This is a genomic window from Priestia sp. JNUCC 25 (assembly GCF_053667915.1).
The window spans coordinates 4589070-4606194 of record NZ_CM132211.1; the positions used below are offsets into that span (position 1 = coordinate 4589070).

The window sequence follows — 17125 nt, forward strand, 5'->3', positions numbered from 1 at the left end:
AGTTTTATTTTTATTATAACAAATAATGCATCCGTTACATTTTGCTTCCTATATTATTTCTTTCTTCTATACGTTGTAAACCTTCTTTCAACCGTCAGCTACTTACGCTATATAAAAAAGCTGATTTCCTAACAAGGAAATCAGCTTTTCGTTAGTTTGCCTGACAATTTATGAGAATTCATGCATTGAAGAGGCAGTTTATGAACTTAAATATTCGCTAAACGAGTAACGTCACGTGCAATCATAACTTCTTCGTCTGTAGGAATAACCATAACTTTAACTGGAGAATGAGGGTAGCTAATAAATGCTTCTTCTCCTTGTACACTATTTAAAGCTGGATCCCAATAAACGCCCATAAACTCTAAACCGCGAAGAACGCGAGCACGTACAACATCACTGTTTTCTCCAATACCTGCTGTGAAGATGATTGCATCTACACCAGACATACGAGCAGCATAAGAACCGATATATTTATGAATACGGCTAGCAAATACTTCAAGTGCTGTTTCAGCGCGTTCATTGCCTTCAGCGCTTGCTTTGATTAGATCGCGTAGGTCACTAGAAATACCAGATACACCTAAAAGACCACTTTCTTTATTTAATACATTTAATACTTCGTCAGCAGTTTTTCCTGTTTTCTCCATAATAAATGGAATTAATGCAGGGTCAATGTTACCTGAACGAGTTCCCATTGCTACACCAGCTAATGGTGTGAAGCCCATTGATGTATCAATTGACTTGCCGCCTTCAATTGCAGCGATACTTGCACCGTTACCTAAGTGACAAGAAATTAAGCGTAATTGTTCGATTGGACGGCCAAGAAGCTCAGCTGCACGCTCAGAAACATATTTATGAGATGTGCCGTGGAAACCGTATTTACGAACGCCATACTTTTCATAGTACTCGTACGGTAAGCTGTACAAGAATGATTTTTCTGGCATTGTTTGATGGAATGCTGTATCGAAGACTGCTACAGCTGGAACATTTGGAAGAATATCTTGGAACGCTTTAATTCCCACAATGTTTGCTGGGTTGTGAAGCGGTGCTAAATCAGATAAAGCTTCAATTTCCGCTAGTGTTTCATCTGTGATTAAAACAGAATCAGCAAATTTCTCTCCGCCGTGTACTACACGGTGACCTACACCAGTGATTTCATCGTATGATTGAATGATGTTTTGAGAAAGTAACTTTTCAACTAAAATTTTAACTGCAACAGCATGGTCAGGGATTTCTGTAATATCCGTTTGTTTTTCACCATTTACCGAGATCGTGAAAACAGCGTTATCTAAACCAATTCGTTCTACTAAACCTTTTGTTAATACCGTCTCACTTGGCATTTCAAATAATTGAAACTTAAGTGAAGAACTGCCGGCGTTGATTGCCATGATTTTTGACATAAAAAAACAGCTCCTTCTTTATTATACGTGCATCATAAACATAACGAACAGAACATAAAAGTGTAATCTCTACAATATTCTATGCATTTCGACACGATTTCTATCCTTATTCATTTAATCATTCACGACAATAGATTTCAAGAGCTATACATCATGAAAACGCTACCGGAAAATATTCATTATTTTCGAAAAAGACTTACTTTTTATTAACGCTGAACCATTGGTCCATTTGAGCCATAATATCACTCATTGCTTCTCGATTACTGAACTTCGGCAAATTCACAAGCAGCGCTTGATCAGGCGCTGTTACACCTTCTCCCTGCTTTTGAAGAATGATAATACTCTTAGCAGCCTGCTCTTGTTTGAACATTGAAAGCGGCAGCTGAACGATTCCTTGAACGATTGCTTCCTCTTTTAGCAACGGCTGTAATAAATGAGACTGTTCAGATTCGAACAAGTTATTTGGAATAAGGGCTACTACGTATCCTCCATCTTTTACATGACGCAAGCTTTGTTCAATAAATAAGTGATGAGCATAGGTGTGACCTTCTTCAGCTCTTACCTTATACTCTTTTGCCCCTTCGTCGTTTGGATAATAACCAACAGGAAGGTCACAGACAACTAAATCAACAGGATCAATAAAAAGCGGCTGTAAGCTGTCTTGGTTGAATAATTGAACGCCGTGCTTCTGTAAATTTGCATTTACATATGTCAATTGAAGTAATAAATCATCCACGTCTACACCGTATACGTGTTCAATTGACGCAGCGTGTGTATTTAAAATTGTTGTTAATAAGTTCCCTGCTCCTACTGCTGGATCTAAAAGCGTATATTTATCTTTTCCTGCCATGAACTTTCCAACTAGGTAGCTGACGAATAGTCCTACAGCATCAGGCGTCATTTGATGGTTAGGCTGAACTGCTTCTTTCATGCCTTTTAAAATAGCCAGCTGATACGCTTTTCGAATCGTTTCTTTTTCAAAATGATCAAGCGTGATTGAATCGTACTCTTTTTTCAAACGTTTTTTAGTTACCTCATCTAGCTCTTCTTGTAAAATAGTTCCTTGAAACAAATTTTCTCCCGTTTCAGCTACTGCTTCTAAATATACGCAGTTTAGTTCTTTTCTTAAAATAATAGCTGTTTGATCAATTACACCAAATAGCTTTTCCATACTAGCTAACTGACTCATGTTCTGACTCATGTTCTGCCTCCTGTGTAATGAAATAATATCTATATAAATGAGTAAACGTCCTATTTGGAACAACATATTTTATCATAAAAACTTCTTAAAACACAAAGAAGGCGAAAAACATTGTTTTCCGCCTTCTGCCGAACGCCACTGACAATCTTACTTAGCTGTTTTAGCTGCTTCGATTGCTGCTTCGTAGTTCGGATGCTCAGTTACTTCTGGTAAGTACTCAACATACGTTACGTTGTCATTTGAGTCTACCACAAAGATTGAACGAGCTAATAAGCGTAATTCTTGAATAGCTACACCATATGCTTCTCCGAAAGATAAGTCGCGGTGGTCAGATAAAGTTTGAACATTATCAATGCCATTAGCACCACACCAGCGCTTTTGAGCAAACGGTAAATCTACGCTTACTGTTAATACTTTTACGTTATCTAATTTAGCTGCTTCTTCGTTGAAGCGGCGAGTTTGCGCATCACAAACTCCAGTATCAATAGAAGGAACTACACTGATTAGGCGAACAGAACCCTTTGTACTGTCAAGCGTTACTTCTGATAAATCATTTGCTAAAACAGTAAAGTTTGGAGCCTTGTCTCCAACCTTCACTTGATTTCCTAATAATGTTACATCGTTACCTTTAAATTTAGTCACGAATAATTCCTCCTTTAAATAAGTATGTACACTGTTCATATTAGCTTGTCTGTCTCTATATTGCAATTAAATGACATACAAAACATGGCACTCCAAGCTAGAAAACAAACCAAACAAAATAAGCTTTGCTTGCTTCTTTTACTATTCAAAGAAGCAAGCAAAGCTTTATTTTATACCTACAAATTAAAATCGTTTGCACTATCATGATGCTGATTTTGTTGATTATGATGATCCTGCTGATGATTGTTTCGTTTAAACATTTGCTGCACGCGTTCAATTGCTTGAGGGGCTGTATCTAAAATCTTTTCATATAAATGTGTACTTTCGTTAAGATGAAGCATTTTAATTCCGCTTCCACTCACAATTAAAAAGGCAATTGGCGTAATTGATACACCGCCACCGCTACCTCCGCCAAATGGATGACCTGATTCTTGCTGATGCTGTCCAGGAGAAGATGATGCATGCCCTTCTACTCCAAACTCGCTTCCGCCCGCTGCAAAACCAAAACCGACTTTTGAGACAGTTAAAATAACACTTCCATCAGGTGTTTCTACAGGATCCCCAATGATTGTATTAACATCAATCATTTCCTTTAAATTTTCCATAGCTGTCGACATTAAACTTTTAATTGGATGTTCTGCCATTAAGATAACCTCCTTATGTTTTCACAGAGTGTGTCTTGTTCTTATTTGACGACTTCCATCTTTTGCGACGCTTTTTGGACGTATGCCGCCAGTATCTCAAGGTCCGTAAACCTACTAGAATAGCTTGACCAACTCGAAAAGAAATTATGCACTCAAATACCGTTTCTGACCAAAGATGTTGAAATACAGGAGTAACGCTCATTACAGGCATATCTTTTAGTTTCATATAACGGCTGATTATACCAACTATGCCCCCCTTTGCAGACCATACAGCCCCGGTAAGTACGCCTGTTAACGCAGCGTCACCTAAGCCGAAACGGCTGTGCCATCTAATATCACTTACCGTCACTTTCTGTAAGAAACGACGAAAAATTTTATGAAAACCGACTACCTGTTCAAGGAATTGCTTCGCATTTTCTAACATGCTTAGCCCGTCTTCTACAGAATAATCACTCCATGAATTCTCGTCTTCTTTTCCTTTATCACCCATTCCTTTCTTCTTTTCAACAAGCAAACGAGGAGAATCTTTTTTCACTTTCACTACCGGAATTTCATATGTATAGCGAATAAGACCAAACCAAGCCCTGAGTCTCACTCTGTAATAATCGTTATCTCGGACATGGTGAAGATCTACAAACAGCGTGATTTTTGTCCATACAATAAGTACAATAACAATTAAAAGTGCTAGCAATATCCATAAAAGCCATAGCACATCCTTCACTCCTTCTTAGCTTCACATTATCTCCAAAACACAGAATATTAAACCTTATGGAAACAATACAAAGAGGTTGAGATATGATATAACGAAATGAATCCAATCTCAAGACGAACAAATGGGATACATGAGCTGAACCGCTTGTGACACCGCAGTTGATTGGAGGGGAAGGCGAAGTCTTGCACGGAAATCAACTGATAGAAGAATCTAAACAAATGAAACCTGCGTTTACCATAACAAAAAAAAACGAACCACTAATCAAAAGTCTTGATCAGTGGTTCGTTTTTCACTTCGTCTAAAATCCTTTTATTCCAGCCCCTTTTTATTATCTGCTGATTGTACCTTCGTGTATGACGGTTGTATCTGCGTAGTAATCGTGTGCTCCTTGCTTCTTAGGTAAAAACGCCACTAATAAATAGCCTAGTAAAAAAACCGTTTTAGAAATATAACGTCCAACTCCTTCACGAAACAGCACAACAGGCCAAGTTAACGTGGAGTCGTTCAGCGATACTACTTTAAGCCCAAACACCATCTTTCCAAGCGTTTGTCCAAAATACTTGGTCATTAAAACAAAATAACCATAAAAGATAATAACCGTTACAATCGTATAGGGAGAAAAAAATCCATCTCCTCGAGAAATACCTACTAAATGGAAAATAGGCTTGATCAGCAGGGAGTTCAAGCTAGCTACCACAGCTAGATCTAAAAGATATGCCCAAAAGCGCATCCAAAAGCCTGCATAATGGAATTCACTACCTATTGGCGTACTTACCGCTGGCTCATGTTTTATATTGTCGTTTGATTCGGTTGAATGAGACTGATTTTCCATGTTCCCACCTCTATTCTGCATATAAATACATCAGACGCGGAGAGCTTGGCTGCGCAAATGTTTTTAACATTGCAGTGACTTGTTCATCTCCACCTATTACTTTTTGCATGCTCATTGAAAGCCAAGAAGGCAGTCCGAATCCTTGATTGTATTGAATTACTTGTGCACCTTTTAACTTATAATCTTTCTCCATTCCTGTTACCGCATCTTCAAAATAGCCTAGTTGATCGACCAACTTCAGCTCTTTAGCCTGACGTCCATCGTACACTCGTCCATCTGCGATAGAGCGCACTTTTTCTTTAGACAAGTGACGTCCCTCAGAGATAACATTGACGAAACCATCGTACGAGTTGTCTACAAGTGTTTGCATAATTTCTTTTTCTTCTCCGGTCATTTCTCTTGTTGGAGACATAATATCTTTATGAGCCCCGCTTTTGATAACAACAGATTCTACTCCTAGTTTATCAGCCAGCTTGCCGTAGTTAACGCTTTGCATAATTACACCTAGTGAACCTGTTAAAGTATCCGGAATTGCATAGATTTTATTAGCAGCTGTTGAAATGTAATAGCCTCCTGAAGCAGCCATTGATCCCATTGAAATATACACTGGCTTTTTCGTTTCTTTCTTCAGCTCTTCAATTTTTTTATGTATTTCAGCACTTTCAACGACGCCGCCGCCCGGTGAATTCACCTTGATAATGACTCCTTTAACTGCCTTATCATTTTTTGCAGCCTCTAGCTGCTTTAAAAATGCTTGGTGGTTATAACCATTTTGGGACATAAGCGGAGAGGAACCACTTCCTGTATCTTGAATCGTTCCATTGACCTCTAGCACTGCAATTTTCTTAGCTGCATTCCCTTTTTCGATAACTGTTTCTGATAGTTCACTGTCGTCTCCTCCAAATATGCCTGCCAGACCGTCATCTTTTTCTTCTTTGACTGAAAAACCAATATTAACAATCGCAGAAAAAATGAATAAGCAGGCCGCAATTAAAAGAGCAATCCACCTTTTTTTGTTCATGAAAATCCTCCTTTTTAGGTGTCAGAATTAAAAGATTATTCTTTTAATTCCTAAAGCAATAATGCTATAATTATTGTAACAAACTTTTTTTAAAAAGTTTACTTTATCTCTAATATTTTACATATCAGACAAACAAGGGGGAACTATCTATGCCAAATCGTCGCAACGTTTATTTCTTTCATCCAAAAAACCAGGAAACAAAGGCGCTCGTAAGTCCACTTATTGAACTTGCAAAACAATATGACTTTCAAGTAGTAGACCATTTCGACAGCGCTAACATCATTGTAAGTATTGGCGGTGACGGAGCTTTTTTGCAGGCTGTCCGTCAATCTGGCTTTCGAGATGACTGCTTATATGCTGGTGTCACAACTTCAGATCAACTAAGCTTTTACTGCGATTTTCATATCGATGAAACGGATAAAATGATTGAAGCTATTACGACAGAAAATATAGAAGTACGTCGATTTCCCGTTTTACAAACTCAAATTGATCAAGGAACTTCTTTTTATTGCTTAAATGAATGTTCGATTCGATCAGGAGTTATAAAAACACTCAGTCTAGATGTTTTTATTAATGAAAATCACTTTGAAACATTCCGTGGGGATGGGATGATTATTTCAACACCAACAGGCAGTACGGCTTATAATAAATCGGTAAGTGGAGCCGTAGTTGATCCGTTAATTCCTTGTATGCAAGTCAGCGAATTGGCATCGTTAAATAATAATAACTATCGTACATTAGGATCTTCATTCATCCTAAGCGCTGAGCATACGCTCACTTTAAAACTATCCAATGACAACAACCACAGTCCAATTATTGGAATAGATAACGAAGCATTAAATGCACGTCAAGTTGATCAAGTTCAAATTCGTTTAAGCGACCGTCAAATTAAAACGGTTAAGCTGAAAGATAACTCTTTCTGGCAACGAGTTAAGCGTACATTTCTATAATAAAAAGCGCCCAAAGGCGCTTTTTATTTTTGATATACAATTTCTCCATTAATAGCAGTCATCTGCACCTGTACCCCTGGAATATCATCTGCAGGTATCTCAAACAGATCTCTTTCTAATATGGTAAAATCAGCTACATAATCCTTTTGAATATATCCTTTTTTATGCTCTTGATGAATGGCCTGTGCGCTTCCTAATGTAAACAGCCGAACAGCTTCAAATACAGTGAGTCGCTCAGAAGGTATGTAAACGACCGAGCTGTTCGGAGAAGTTTTTCTAGAAACTGCTGCATGAATCGTTAACATGGGATTGATAGGTTCAATAGGCGCATCCGATCCGCCTGCACACATTACGCCCTCGTCCAATAACGTTTTCCACGCATAGCAATAGTCCAAATGCTCTTCTCCAATTTTTTCAATAACCCATGGAAAATCACTGGCTAAAAACCGAGGCTGGATATCCAGCACAACCGGGAGCTTTTTTACACGATGAACTAAATCTTTTCGTAGAATTTGCGCATGAATAATACGATCTCTTTGCCCTGCTTGAGGAGGATATTGTTCGATGCTTTCTACTACATATTGAAACGCTAAATCACCAATTGCATGAATTGCAACCGTCATGCCCAATTCTCTTGCTTTTCTCACTAGCTGTTTTAATTCATCTAGTGATTGAATAGCTACACCTCTTGTAGAAGGGTCGCTTTTGTATGGAAAGCTTAAAAGAGCAGATTGACTGCCGAGAGAACCATCAGCAAAAATCTTCATTGGTCCCATTTCAATAAAAGCGGATGTGTCTTTCTTTTCTTCAACGTATGTATACATATCATCTACAGCTTCATGATGAACAAGTAAATGAGCACGAAACAGCTGCTTTTCTTTATGAATAACGTCTTGAAATGCTTGATATGCACGTAAAAAGCCTCCATAATAATTTAAATCTTCCGTATGTCCACCCGTCAATCCGTGCTGAACACAATCTTTAATGGCTACTGAAAGAGCTTGTCGAATGTATGCTTCTGATACTTGAGGAATATGAGCCGTTACTAATTCTTGCGCTTGATCAGCCAAAAAACCGGTAGGATTTCCCCCTTCATCCCTCTGGATAATACCTCCTTCCGGGTCGCGTGTTTCAGCTGTAATCCGGGCTATTTTAAGAGCAGTCCCGTTTACTACTAATCCGTGACGACAGACTCGCTTCAACATAATAGGATGTTCTGTTGAAAGTTGATCAAGATCTTGATACTGAATCAAAGAGGAATCTTCCCACTGATTTTCATCCCAACCTTCTCCAATTACCCATTCTCCTTTTGGTGTACTCTCTACTTTTTGCCGAACGCGCATCAGCACGTCTTCCCTAGAAGTAGCTTGAAACAAATCAAGCCTAAGGAGCTTTTCACCGTGACCAATTAAGTGAAGATGGCTATCTACAAAGCCCGGATACATTGGATATCCTTTGAGGTGTACTTCTTTGTTAATCTCAGCACCCCATTTGATTCTTAGATCTTCTTCTGCGCCTATATCTTCAATGAATCCTTTTTCAACATATACGCTTTCTACATGCTCACCTTCTTTTAGCATCGTATATATTTTGCCGCCGTAAAATAAAGTCCCCATCGCCAACATCTCCTTTACTTTATAAAGCTTGACCTTGTCTCTATTATACGTGACAAAACAAACAAGACAAAAGAGTGAGGTTTCCCCCACTCTTTTTAGCCATCATTATTTAGTTAATATGACTTATTTACCACCAAGTTGTTGCTCAGCCATTTGAACTAAGCGTTTAGTGATTTCTCCACCAACAGATCCGTTAGCGCGAGCTGTTGCTTCTGGTCCAAGATTTACACCGAATTCAGAAGCGATTTCGTATTTCATTTGGTCGATAGCAGCTGCTGAACCAGGAGCTACTAATTTGTTTGTGTTTGCCATGTGTTTTCACCTCCTTGTTGAATATAGATTGTGTCAAAACACATGGCATCATACATTATTTTTTTGGTAATTTTATGAAATTTACCTTTTAAAACAAATCTTCTACGCTGTCTGCGGTATTTGTAGACGAAGAAGCTGTCATCTCAAGCGTTTCTACATTATTTACCGCTTCTTGAATTAATGTTTCAAAATCATAAAATTGTTCGTATCGATTTATTTTTTCACGCTTTGGCTTCGTTTTTGGTGAGCTTGGCGTAAAAATTGTACAGCAGTCTTCATACGGTCGATTCGAAATTTCATGTGTATCAATTTTGCGGGCAATTTCAACAATCTCCGTTTTATCCATTGTTACAAGCGGACGCAAAATTGGCGTATTAGTCACTTCATTAATCGCATACATGCTCTCAACCGTTTGACTAGCTACTTGCCCTAAGCTGTCGCCAGTTACGATAGCTAACGATTCATTTTTTTCACGAATAAGGTCCGTAATTCGAAGCATCATACGGCGTGTAGAGGTCATGGTATAATTCTCTGGAATTTGCTTTTGAATCGCTTGCTGTACAGCTGTAAACGGTACAATATGAAGCTTTACTTTTTCGTGATAAGCCGTTAATTTTTGCGTTAAATCGATGACTTTTTGCTTAGAACGTTCACTTGTAAAAGGCGGACTGTAAAAATGAACCGCCTCTATTTCTAAACCGCGCTTCATGGCTAAGTATCCTGCAACCGGGCTGTCAATTCCTCCAGAAAGCATCAGCATCGCTTTTCCACTCGTACCAACTGGAAGACCTCCTGCTCCGCGATAATCAAAACATGTAATATACGTTGCTTCACTTCTCACTTCTACTCGTACATTTACGCTTGGTTCTTTTACGTTTACCTTTAGATGCTCTGTATTTCGTAGAATATGACTTCCTACTGCATAATTTAATTCGTTTGTATCAAGAGGAAATTGTTTATACGCTCTCCGAGTAGATACTTTGAATGTTTTTCCTTCTATATCAAATTCTTTCATTGCTTCTAACGCTGCTTCTTGAATCGCTTCAAGCTCATTTTCAACTTTTAATGCTAAACTAAAGCTCTGAATACCAAAGATTTGCTGAAGACGTTCGATGATAGGCTCGTGATTTTCACCGTTTAAGTGAATATACATGCGGTCTCTTGTGTATTTTACGTGAATATTTTGGAATGCACTAAGAGCCGTTACGATATTTTTTCTTAGCTGGGCAACAAATTTTTTTCTATTTTGTCCTTTGGTTGAGATTTCTCCGTACCGAATTAAAATATGGTTATATATCATAATCATTTACCTCATTACTTTCTTTAGATCTTCAATTACTGTGAAAATAGCATTTACAATGGGCGTTACTTCATTATAATCATTTAAGCCTGACAAGCTTAATCGAATGGATTGATCGGCTTCTTCGTAATTTTTACCGATAGCTAAAAGCGTTTTGCTTGGCTTTTTTCGCTTTGATGAGCAAGCAGATGTAGTGGATACAAACACTCCTTTTTCTTCAAGAGCGTGAACAAAAACCTCACCTTTAATACCTTGTGCTGTAAAATTTATAATATGAGGTGCCGAATGCTCATTCGGCGTATTAATCGTGATTCTTTCGTGAGCAGAAAGTTTGTCCATCAGTTCTGCTTTTATTTTCCGCATTTTTTGCTGATTTTGAGCAGCATGTTCAAGTGTTAAACGGAGTGCTTTAGCAAATGCTACGATTCCCGGCACATTTTCCGTGCCTGATCGATGCTGCATTTCCTGAGAGCCTCCGCTAAGCAGCGGATGAAGCTGAACTCCATTTCGTTTATATAAAATTCCCGTCCCTTTTAAGCCGTGAATTTTGTGTCCTGATAATGTGCATAAATCAATTTTATGATCCGCTAAAGAAAGCGGAACTTTTCCAATCCCCTGCACATGATCGACGTGAAAAAGCACCTTGGAATAGTTCGTCAGCATCTGTCCAATTTCTTCAATTGGCTGAATGGTGCCAATCTCATTATTTACATGCATAACAGATACTAAAATGGTTTCATCCGTAATAGCTGATTCAATAGCCGCAGGTGATACAAAACCACTGGAATCTACCGGAACATACGTAACGTTAAATCCTAGGGATTCTAACTGCTTGAATGGTTCATGAACAGAATCATGTTCAATATTTGTCGTAATGATATGCTGACCTCGGCTTTTATATTGCATCGCTACGCCTTTAATAGCCAAATTATTCCCTTCCGTTCCTCCAGATGTAAAGATAATTTCATTTGACGATACGTGCAGCAATTCTGCTACTTGCTCACGCGAACGGCTCAACAAATTCTCCGCCTGTACGCCAAATTGATGGAGGGAGGATGGATTGCCATAATAAGTTGTAGCTACTTTGGTAAAAGATTGTATGACTTCATTATAGGGTTTTGTTGTAGCGCTATTATCTAAATAAATCAAGGATGCGCGCCCCCTTCTTCATTTTTTCGGAACAACGTATTATCATAACATACCTTGATACTTTTTTAAATTAGGTTTTGCCTTAGTAATCATAACAAGGATAGACGATCTTTTCAAAGCTATTTGCCACTTTATAAGCAAGGTCTCCCCTTGCTTATCCTAACAGTTGCTGCCGTATTTATAGACTATACCATTAGCATTGAAAGAGATACGAGATAGTATGCAAAGAAAAGCATCATAAAAAAGCTCGTGTCCTTTGGACACGAGCTTTTTAACTCTGTGAAGATACAATACGCTGTATACGATCCAGCGCACCAGGATCTACTTGCTCAATAGCTGCAGATGCCTGTTTTAATGCTTCTTTGTATTCATAATGACGAAATGCTTCTTCTGCTTCTTCTAAAGACTGTGCAATTGAGTGATGAGTACTTCTATAACGGTTACCGTATTGAATCACTCTTTCAACGAGTCGCGCTTCTTCTAACATTGCCTCTGTTTCATCAAATGTATCCTGAACAAAACCAACAGCATCTTCAAGTAAAGATTGAACAGCTTGAATATTAAGCGGTTTTTCTTTCAGCTTAGCGGTTACTTCATTTAAGATATGAACCGTTTTTTCAAGCTGCACTTTATATTCTTCAGGAACACCAGGAAGGTTGCTTTTTTGAATAAGGCGTCGTGCTTCAATCAACTGAGATTTCAGTTCTTCTATTTTGTCCTTAGCTGAGAGCTCATCTTTGCGAAGAGCTTGTAGCATATCGCTATAGGATTCCTGAGATTCTTTTAATTGGTTAAGCTGTTTGGAAACGTCTTCGAGTTCTTCTTGGATCACACTGTAGGCTAAATTGTGCTCCGCCACCTTGTCCGAAATATTATAGTACAAGTTAGTCAATCGTTTTAGTTCGCGGTCCATTTTATAATATACGTCTAAATCGCGCTCTTTAAAATGATAGCTTTGCTGTACAAATAGCGTTTCTTCACGAAGTTCACGGTTTCGTTCTTGAAGCATACGAAGGAAGTTAGATACCGTATGAGATTCACGGTTCATTTTATGATAGGAGAAAACCTCATGCTCAAGTGAGTCATATAACTGCTCTAAGCGTTCGTTCACATCATCTAGTTTTGTAATCGCTTCTTCCACATATAATTCTTCAATATCTGCAATAATTTCAGCAGTTTCTTGTTTTAAAAGCTCTACCGTTTCTTCTACTTGCAGATGATCTAACACATAGCCCTGCTCACTCATTTCGCGGAACCCGTCAAGCAGTTCATTGAACTGAACAGGAAGAGTGGTCTGACACTCAACTAACACTTTTGGAATTTGTTCTAAATACGAATCAATAGCTGTTAAATCAGTTTTTAATTGAAGAACAATCTCACGTGCTTGAAGATAATTTCCGTTAATCGTCTCTTCCTCGTATTTTTTAAACTGCTCTTTAGATGTATTAATTGCGTATTCTAACGTTTTTTCAGCATTTCCATAGGAATACCGATGTGCGAGCAATTTTTTCTTCACATGGCGGTGAAGCTGATTTAATTCCTCAATATCATATCGATTATCTTGTTCGCTACCAATTAAATTTTGAAGTTCAGTAAGTATGTTTTCAATATCTATCTTGGTTTGTTCTAAGGCTTGATCAATATGTATAGATAACTGCTTCGCTTTTTTAAATCGGTATTTATCCGCTGCTTCTTCCGTTTCAAACAGTTCTTTATCAATTTTCGGGAGATTAGTTGATATAATTTCATCCCACTGCTCACGCCAACGTTCAAATAGCTCTTCAGTTTGACCTGTCATGTTCAATTCTTTTACTTTTGAAATTTCCTCTGCAACTGGCGTATTTGCTAATTCGACTTTGATCGTTTCCAGGCGATCAATTTCTTGATAAATCTTTTTACGTGAAAACATTCCGTACACAACTAATCCGATAATAAGTATGATTAGTGCTATAATGAATTCCATACTAAGCCCCCTTACAGTGCGTTCTACATGACAAGTTTCTTATTTATAAAAAGGGTGAATTTAATCCTTTAAATTTTTTTGCGTCAATGTTTTTATGATACCATGTAAAGTCCAACTTTTGAGCAAAAAATTAAATTTTTTTATACAAAATATTGGCATGGAGTCACTTTGTGTCGTTACAATGGAAAAAGAAGAAAAAAGGAGGCATTTTTTATGAAAGTTGACAAACATATTCATACTCCATTTTGCCCACACGGTTCACCTGATTCATTGCAACAATATGTTGAACAGGCGATTTCCCTGAACTTTGGGGAGATTTCGTTTACAGAGCATGCTCCATTACCAAAAAGCTTCAGTGATCCGACGCCTGATCGCGACAGCGGAATGGATCCTGACAAACTTGATCGCTACATTCAAAACGTACAGCAAGTTAAAAAAGAATTTGAGCGCGATATTCGTATTAATATCGGATTGGAAGTTGACTTTATTGAAGGATTTGAACACGAAACAACAGATTTCTTAAACGAATATGGTCCTTATCTCGATGACAGCATACTTTCTGTCCACTTCTTAAAACATGAAGAAGGATATGACTGCCTAGATTTTAGCGCTGACGTATTTGCACATATTGTACAGAAGTTTGGCAGCGTAAGCAAAGTATATGATAAGTATTACAACACGGTATTACGCTCTGTACAGGCCAATTTAGGCGTTTATAAGCCTAAGCGCATTGGTCATATGACACTCGTACATAAATTTCAAACTCGCTTTCCATATGAAGACACACTTTCCCCTGTTATTTTATCAATACTCGATGAAATAAAAATGAAAGATCTGGCTTTGGATTATAATGGTGCAGGGTTGTTTAAGCCTTTGTGCAAGGAAGCGTATCCAGCTCCCTTTGTCGTAAAAGCAGCCCAACAGAAAAAAATCCCTCTCGTATATGGGTCAGACGCCCACTGTGCGAAGGATTTAGGCCAAGGCTATGGAGAGCTCCATTTAGGATAATTGAACGCGCAGTTTGTTTGTCCGTTCATATGGCAAACATACCGTTGTGTGCACCCATTGCTCAAGCTCAATCGCATATTGCTGAACAAAATACGGTTCGTGAGGCAATATATGAAGAACTTCACTTAGGTACTGAGGATGAAGATAAGGCATAGACAGCATGCCCTTAAGCTCAATGATTGTAAAGGAAACGTGCAGCTTTCGAAATTCCTTTTCTTTCATCCCTCTTTCAAGGATTGTTTTTAAGTAGTATTTTTCTTTGGTTAAATACGTAGTCATAACTTCTCGAATTAAAATCGTGTCAAGAGAGATTTCTCTATATACGAGCCGGGCAATATGCCTATTTTCGTGCTGGTAATGTAAGATAGCTCGAATCATCACGATCATACTTTCTGTTGAAGACAGCTTTTTCATTTCTTGGAATGCTTGCTCCAGTACCCCAATATAACCTTCAAAATAAGAAATCACTAAACTTTCAAGCAATCCTTCTTTGCTATGAAAATAATATGAAATATTCGCTACGTTCACTTTCGCTTTTCCTGCAATCTCGCGCACCGACGTACCATCAAAACCTTTTACGTTAAAAAGAGAAACAGCCGCATCAATAATTTTCTCTTTCGTTTTTGACTGTACAGCCATCTATCTACACCTCATTTCGATTTATTTTTACAAAACACATATGATTGCAAAATTGTGTAGAAATCGTTACAGTATTTAAAAAGGATTTTAGTAGCCTCTCTACATAATTCGTGATAGGCTTTTTAGTTCCTGTAATCTTTTATCGACAAAGTAGCGTTAAAACTGACGTTTCCTGATAAAAACTCATTAAATCTTATGTTGAATGGAGGAGAATACATTGTTTAATGTCGAAAACTACAGCGGCTCAAAACAAAAGGATTATGAATTAGTAATTAAGCAATTACGCGCCTTATCAGAAGGAGAAAGCAATACAATTGCTAATCTAGCAAATGCTTCAGCTTTACTAAATCAATTTTTAAATGAAGTAAACTGGGTAGGCTTTTATTTAATGGAAGACGGCGAGTTAGTACTCGGCCCTTTTCAGGGGCTGCCGGCTTGTGTTCGCATTCCACTTGGAAAAGGCGTATGCGGTACAGCAGCTCAAAATCAAAGAACAGAGCGAATTGAAGATGTTCATGCATTCCCTGGCCACATTGCATGTGATGCTGCTTCTCAATCTGAAATCGTTGTACCAATGGTGAAAAATGGTAAACTTTTAGGTGTTCTTGATATTGACAGTCCAATCAAAAATCGCTTTGATGAGATCGATCAACAGTATCTTGAAGAATTCGTCAAAGAACTCACTTCCTTTCTTTGAATATGAATAAGCAAAAAAACCGCTGCAAATCAGCGGTTTTTGCTTATTAAACAAACGTTTGATTAGCCCATCACCACCGTTTTCTTACGTTCTTTCTTCTTCTTTCATACTTCAAAAGAATATATCCTTTCTTTTACATTCTTTTAATCTTCAATCTTTCTTGACTTTATACGAGGAAACACCTATAATACTCGTTGTGTGAAATATTGCAGCTTATACAATCTTCTTTATGTTTTTTCATTTTGTTCCTCATTAAAAGATTGTTTTACAGAAGTAGCAATTCTTTTAACAAGATGGTGTATCGTGTAACTCTCTGCTGCTAGAGCGATGGTACATGAAAACAAAATGAGCATATCGCTAGAATGTGTCTGTTTTTGTTTTGCATAAAATAAAAACACAAACAAGGAGGAGTCATCATGGCTCGTTATACAGGTCCAAGTTGGAAAATCTCTCGTCGCTTAGGTCTTTCTCTAAGTGGTACAGGTAAAGAATTAGAAAAACGCCCTTACGCTCCAGGTCCACACGGCCCAGGTCAACGTAAGAAAATTTCTGAGTACGGTTTACAATTACAAGAAAAGCAAAAATTACGCCACATGTATGGTGTAACTGAGCGTCAATTCCGTAACTTATTCGTTGCTGCTGGTAAATTAACTGGTAAGCACGGTGAGAACTTCATGATTCTTTTAGAAGCTCGTCTTGATAACTTAGTATACCGTATGGGTCTTGCACGCACTCGTCGTCAAGCTCGTCAATTAGTTAACCACGGTCACGTTTTAGTTGACGGTAAACGCGTTGACATCCCATCTTACCGTGTACAACCTGGTCAAGTGATCGGTGTTCGCGAAAAATCTCGCAACCTTTCAATCGTGAAAGAAGCGCTTGAAGTTAACAACTTCGTACCAGACTACTTAACAGTAGACGCTGAGAAATTAGAAGGTACATTCACTCGCTTACCAGAGCGTTCTGAATTATCTGCTGAAATCAACGAAGCACTAATCGTAGAGTTCTACTCTCGTTAATAGTAAAAAGCCGTTCCTTATGG

Annotated in this window: 17 protein-coding genes; 4 read left to right on the forward strand and 13 right to left on the reverse strand. The window is 38.1% G+C overall.

What is annotated here, in order from left to right; translation table 11 throughout:
* Positions 1–206 precede the first annotated feature (206 nt).
* The 7 genes from JNUCC25_RS24055 to sppA form a co-directional block, all read right to left on the reverse strand.
* Positions 207–1397 (reverse strand): acetate kinase, encoded by a 1191-nt coding sequence (locus JNUCC25_RS24055; RefSeq protein ID WP_013059468.1) that lies wholly within the window; start codon positions 1395–1397, stop codon positions 207–209.
* A gap of 196 nt (positions 1398–1593) precedes the next feature.
* The gene (locus JNUCC25_RS24060; protein WP_029319991.1) at positions 1594–2586 is read right to left on the reverse strand and encodes a class I SAM-dependent methyltransferase; all 993 of its coding nucleotides are present in this window, start codon (positions 2584–2586) and stop codon (positions 1594–1596) included.
* Between the two features lie 159 nt (positions 2587–2745).
* On the reverse strand, positions 2746–3240 hold the full coding sequence (gene tpx, locus JNUCC25_RS24065; protein ID WP_013059470.1) for a thiol peroxidase: 495 nt from the start codon (positions 3238–3240) through the stop codon (positions 2746–2748).
* Positions 3241–3416: 176 nt separating this feature from the next.
* Entirely contained in the window at positions 3417–3884 is a 468-nt protein-coding gene (gene ytfJ / locus JNUCC25_RS24070) for a GerW family sporulation protein (protein WP_013059471.1), read from the reverse strand.
* Between the two features lie 13 nt (positions 3885–3897).
* The gene (locus JNUCC25_RS24075) at positions 3898–4596 is read right to left on the reverse strand and encodes a DUF2953 domain-containing protein (RefSeq protein ID WP_454222544.1); all 699 of its coding nucleotides are present in this window, start codon (positions 4594–4596) and stop codon (positions 3898–3900) included.
* Between the two features lie 328 nt (positions 4597–4924).
* Positions 4925–5428 (reverse strand): RDD family protein, encoded by a 504-nt coding sequence (locus JNUCC25_RS24080; RefSeq protein ID WP_064472168.1) that lies wholly within the window; start codon positions 5426–5428, stop codon positions 4925–4927.
* A gap of 10 nt (positions 5429–5438) precedes the next feature.
* A complete protein-coding gene (gene sppA, locus JNUCC25_RS24085; RefSeq protein ID WP_013059474.1) occupies positions 5439–6449 on the reverse strand; it encodes a signal peptide peptidase SppA in 1011 nt (336 codons plus the stop codon).
* A gap of 149 nt (positions 6450–6598) precedes the next feature.
* Between sppA and JNUCC25_RS24090 the strand changes: the two genes are divergently transcribed.
* Positions 6599–7399, forward strand: a complete 801-nt coding sequence (locus tag JNUCC25_RS24090; protein WP_013059475.1) for an NAD kinase — start codon at positions 6599–6601, stop codon at positions 7397–7399.
* Positions 7400–7422: 23 nt separating this feature from the next.
* Here the strand turns inward: JNUCC25_RS24090 and JNUCC25_RS24095 are convergent, their stop codons facing one another.
* The 5 genes from JNUCC25_RS24095 to ezrA all read right to left on the reverse strand — a co-directional run bounded on the left by JNUCC25_RS24095 (position 7423) and on the right by ezrA (position 13739).
* Positions 7423–9015: an amidohydrolase gene (locus JNUCC25_RS24095; protein WP_454222546.1), complete on the reverse strand. Its 1593-nt coding sequence runs from the start codon at positions 9013–9015 to the stop codon at positions 7423–7425.
* A 123-nt stretch (positions 9016–9138) separates the two neighbouring features.
* Positions 9139–9327 carry an alpha/beta-type small acid-soluble spore protein gene (locus JNUCC25_RS24100; RefSeq protein ID WP_013059477.1) on the reverse strand — a complete coding sequence of 63 codons (189 nt, stop codon included), beginning with the start codon at positions 9325–9327 and terminating at the stop codon, positions 9139–9141.
* Positions 9328–9415: 88 nt separating this feature from the next.
* Positions 9416–10627, reverse strand: a complete 1212-nt coding sequence (gene thiI, locus JNUCC25_RS24105) for a tRNA uracil 4-sulfurtransferase ThiI (RefSeq protein WP_029319984.1) — start codon at positions 10625–10627, stop codon at positions 9416–9418.
* Positions 10628–10633: 6 nt separating this feature from the next.
* Complete coding sequence (locus JNUCC25_RS24110) at positions 10634–11776, reverse strand: cysteine desulfurase family protein (protein WP_029319982.1); 1143 nt, start codon at positions 11774–11776, stop codon at positions 10634–10636.
* Between the two features lie 271 nt (positions 11777–12047).
* Positions 12048–13739: a septation ring formation regulator EzrA gene (gene ezrA / locus JNUCC25_RS24115; protein WP_013059480.1), complete on the reverse strand. Its 1692-nt coding sequence runs from the start codon at positions 13737–13739 to the stop codon at positions 12048–12050.
* A 213-nt stretch (positions 13740–13952) separates the two neighbouring features.
* Between ezrA and hisJ the strand changes: the two genes are divergently transcribed.
* On the forward strand, positions 13953–14747 hold the full coding sequence (hisJ, locus tag JNUCC25_RS24120) for a histidinol-phosphatase HisJ (protein ID WP_263032802.1): 795 nt from the start codon (positions 13953–13955) through the stop codon (positions 14745–14747).
* Here hisJ and refZ read toward each other — a convergent pair.
* On the reverse strand, positions 14739–15386 hold the full coding sequence (gene refZ, locus JNUCC25_RS24125) for a forespore capture DNA-binding protein RefZ (protein WP_013059482.1): 648 nt from the start codon (positions 15384–15386) through the stop codon (positions 14739–14741). The two genes, hisJ and refZ, sit on opposite strands and share 9 nt — an antisense overlap.
* Before the next feature lie 217 nt (positions 15387–15603).
* Between refZ and JNUCC25_RS24130 the strand changes: the two genes are divergently transcribed.
* On the forward strand, positions 15604–16083 hold the full coding sequence (locus JNUCC25_RS24130) for a GAF domain-containing protein (protein ID WP_078082197.1): 480 nt from the start codon (positions 15604–15606) through the stop codon (positions 16081–16083).
* A 416-nt stretch (positions 16084–16499) separates the two neighbouring features.
* Positions 16500–17102 carry a 30S ribosomal protein S4 gene (gene rpsD, locus JNUCC25_RS24135; RefSeq protein ID WP_013059485.1) on the forward strand — a complete coding sequence of 201 codons (603 nt, stop codon included), beginning with the start codon at positions 16500–16502 and terminating at the stop codon, positions 17100–17102.
* Positions 17103–17125: the final 23 nt, after the last annotated feature.

Bases quoted from the DNA above. Each gene is read 5' to 3' on its own strand.
- JNUCC25_RS24080 (WP_064472168.1), bottom strand. From the start codon at position 5,428: ATGGAAAATCAGTCTCATTCAACCGAATCAAACGACAATATAAAACAT.
- JNUCC25_RS24100 (WP_013059477.1), bottom strand. From the start codon at position 9,327: ATGGCAAACACAAACAAATTAGTAGCTCCTGGTTCAGCAGCTGCTATC.
- refZ (WP_013059482.1), bottom strand. From the start codon at position 15,386: ATGGCTGTACAGTCAAAAACGAAAGAGAAAATTATTGATGCGGCTGTT.
- JNUCC25_RS24060 (WP_029319991.1), bottom strand. From the start codon at position 2,586: ATGAGTCAGTTAGCTAGTATGGAAAAGCTATTTGGTGTAATTGATCAA.
- ezrA (WP_013059480.1), bottom strand. From the start codon at position 13,739: ATGGAATTCATTATAGCACTAATCATACTTATTATCGGATTAGTTGTG.
- sppA (WP_013059474.1), bottom strand. From the start codon at position 6,449: ATGAACAAAAAAAGGTGGATTGCTCTTTTAATTGCGGCCTGCTTATTC.
- JNUCC25_RS24055 (WP_013059468.1), bottom strand. From the start codon at position 1,397: ATGTCAAAAATCATGGCAATCAACGCCGGCAGTTCTTCACTTAAGTTT.
- JNUCC25_RS24095 (WP_454222546.1), bottom strand. From the start codon at position 9,015: ATGGGGACTTTATTTTACGGCGGCAAAATATATACGATGCTAAAAGAA.
- hisJ (WP_263032802.1), top strand. From the start codon at position 13,953: ATGAAAGTTGACAAACATATTCATACTCCATTTTGCCCACACGGTTCA.
- JNUCC25_RS24090 (WP_013059475.1), top strand. From the start codon at position 6,599: ATGCCAAATCGTCGCAACGTTTATTTCTTTCATCCAAAAAACCAGGAA.
- ytfJ (WP_013059471.1), bottom strand. From the start codon at position 3,884: ATGGCAGAACATCCAATTAAAAGTTTAATGTCGACAGCTATGGAAAAT.
- thiI (WP_029319984.1), bottom strand. From the start codon at position 10,627: ATGATATATAACCATATTTTAATTCGGTACGGAGAAATCTCAACCAAA.
- rpsD (WP_013059485.1), top strand. From the start codon at position 16,500: ATGGCTCGTTATACAGGTCCAAGTTGGAAAATCTCTCGTCGCTTAGGT.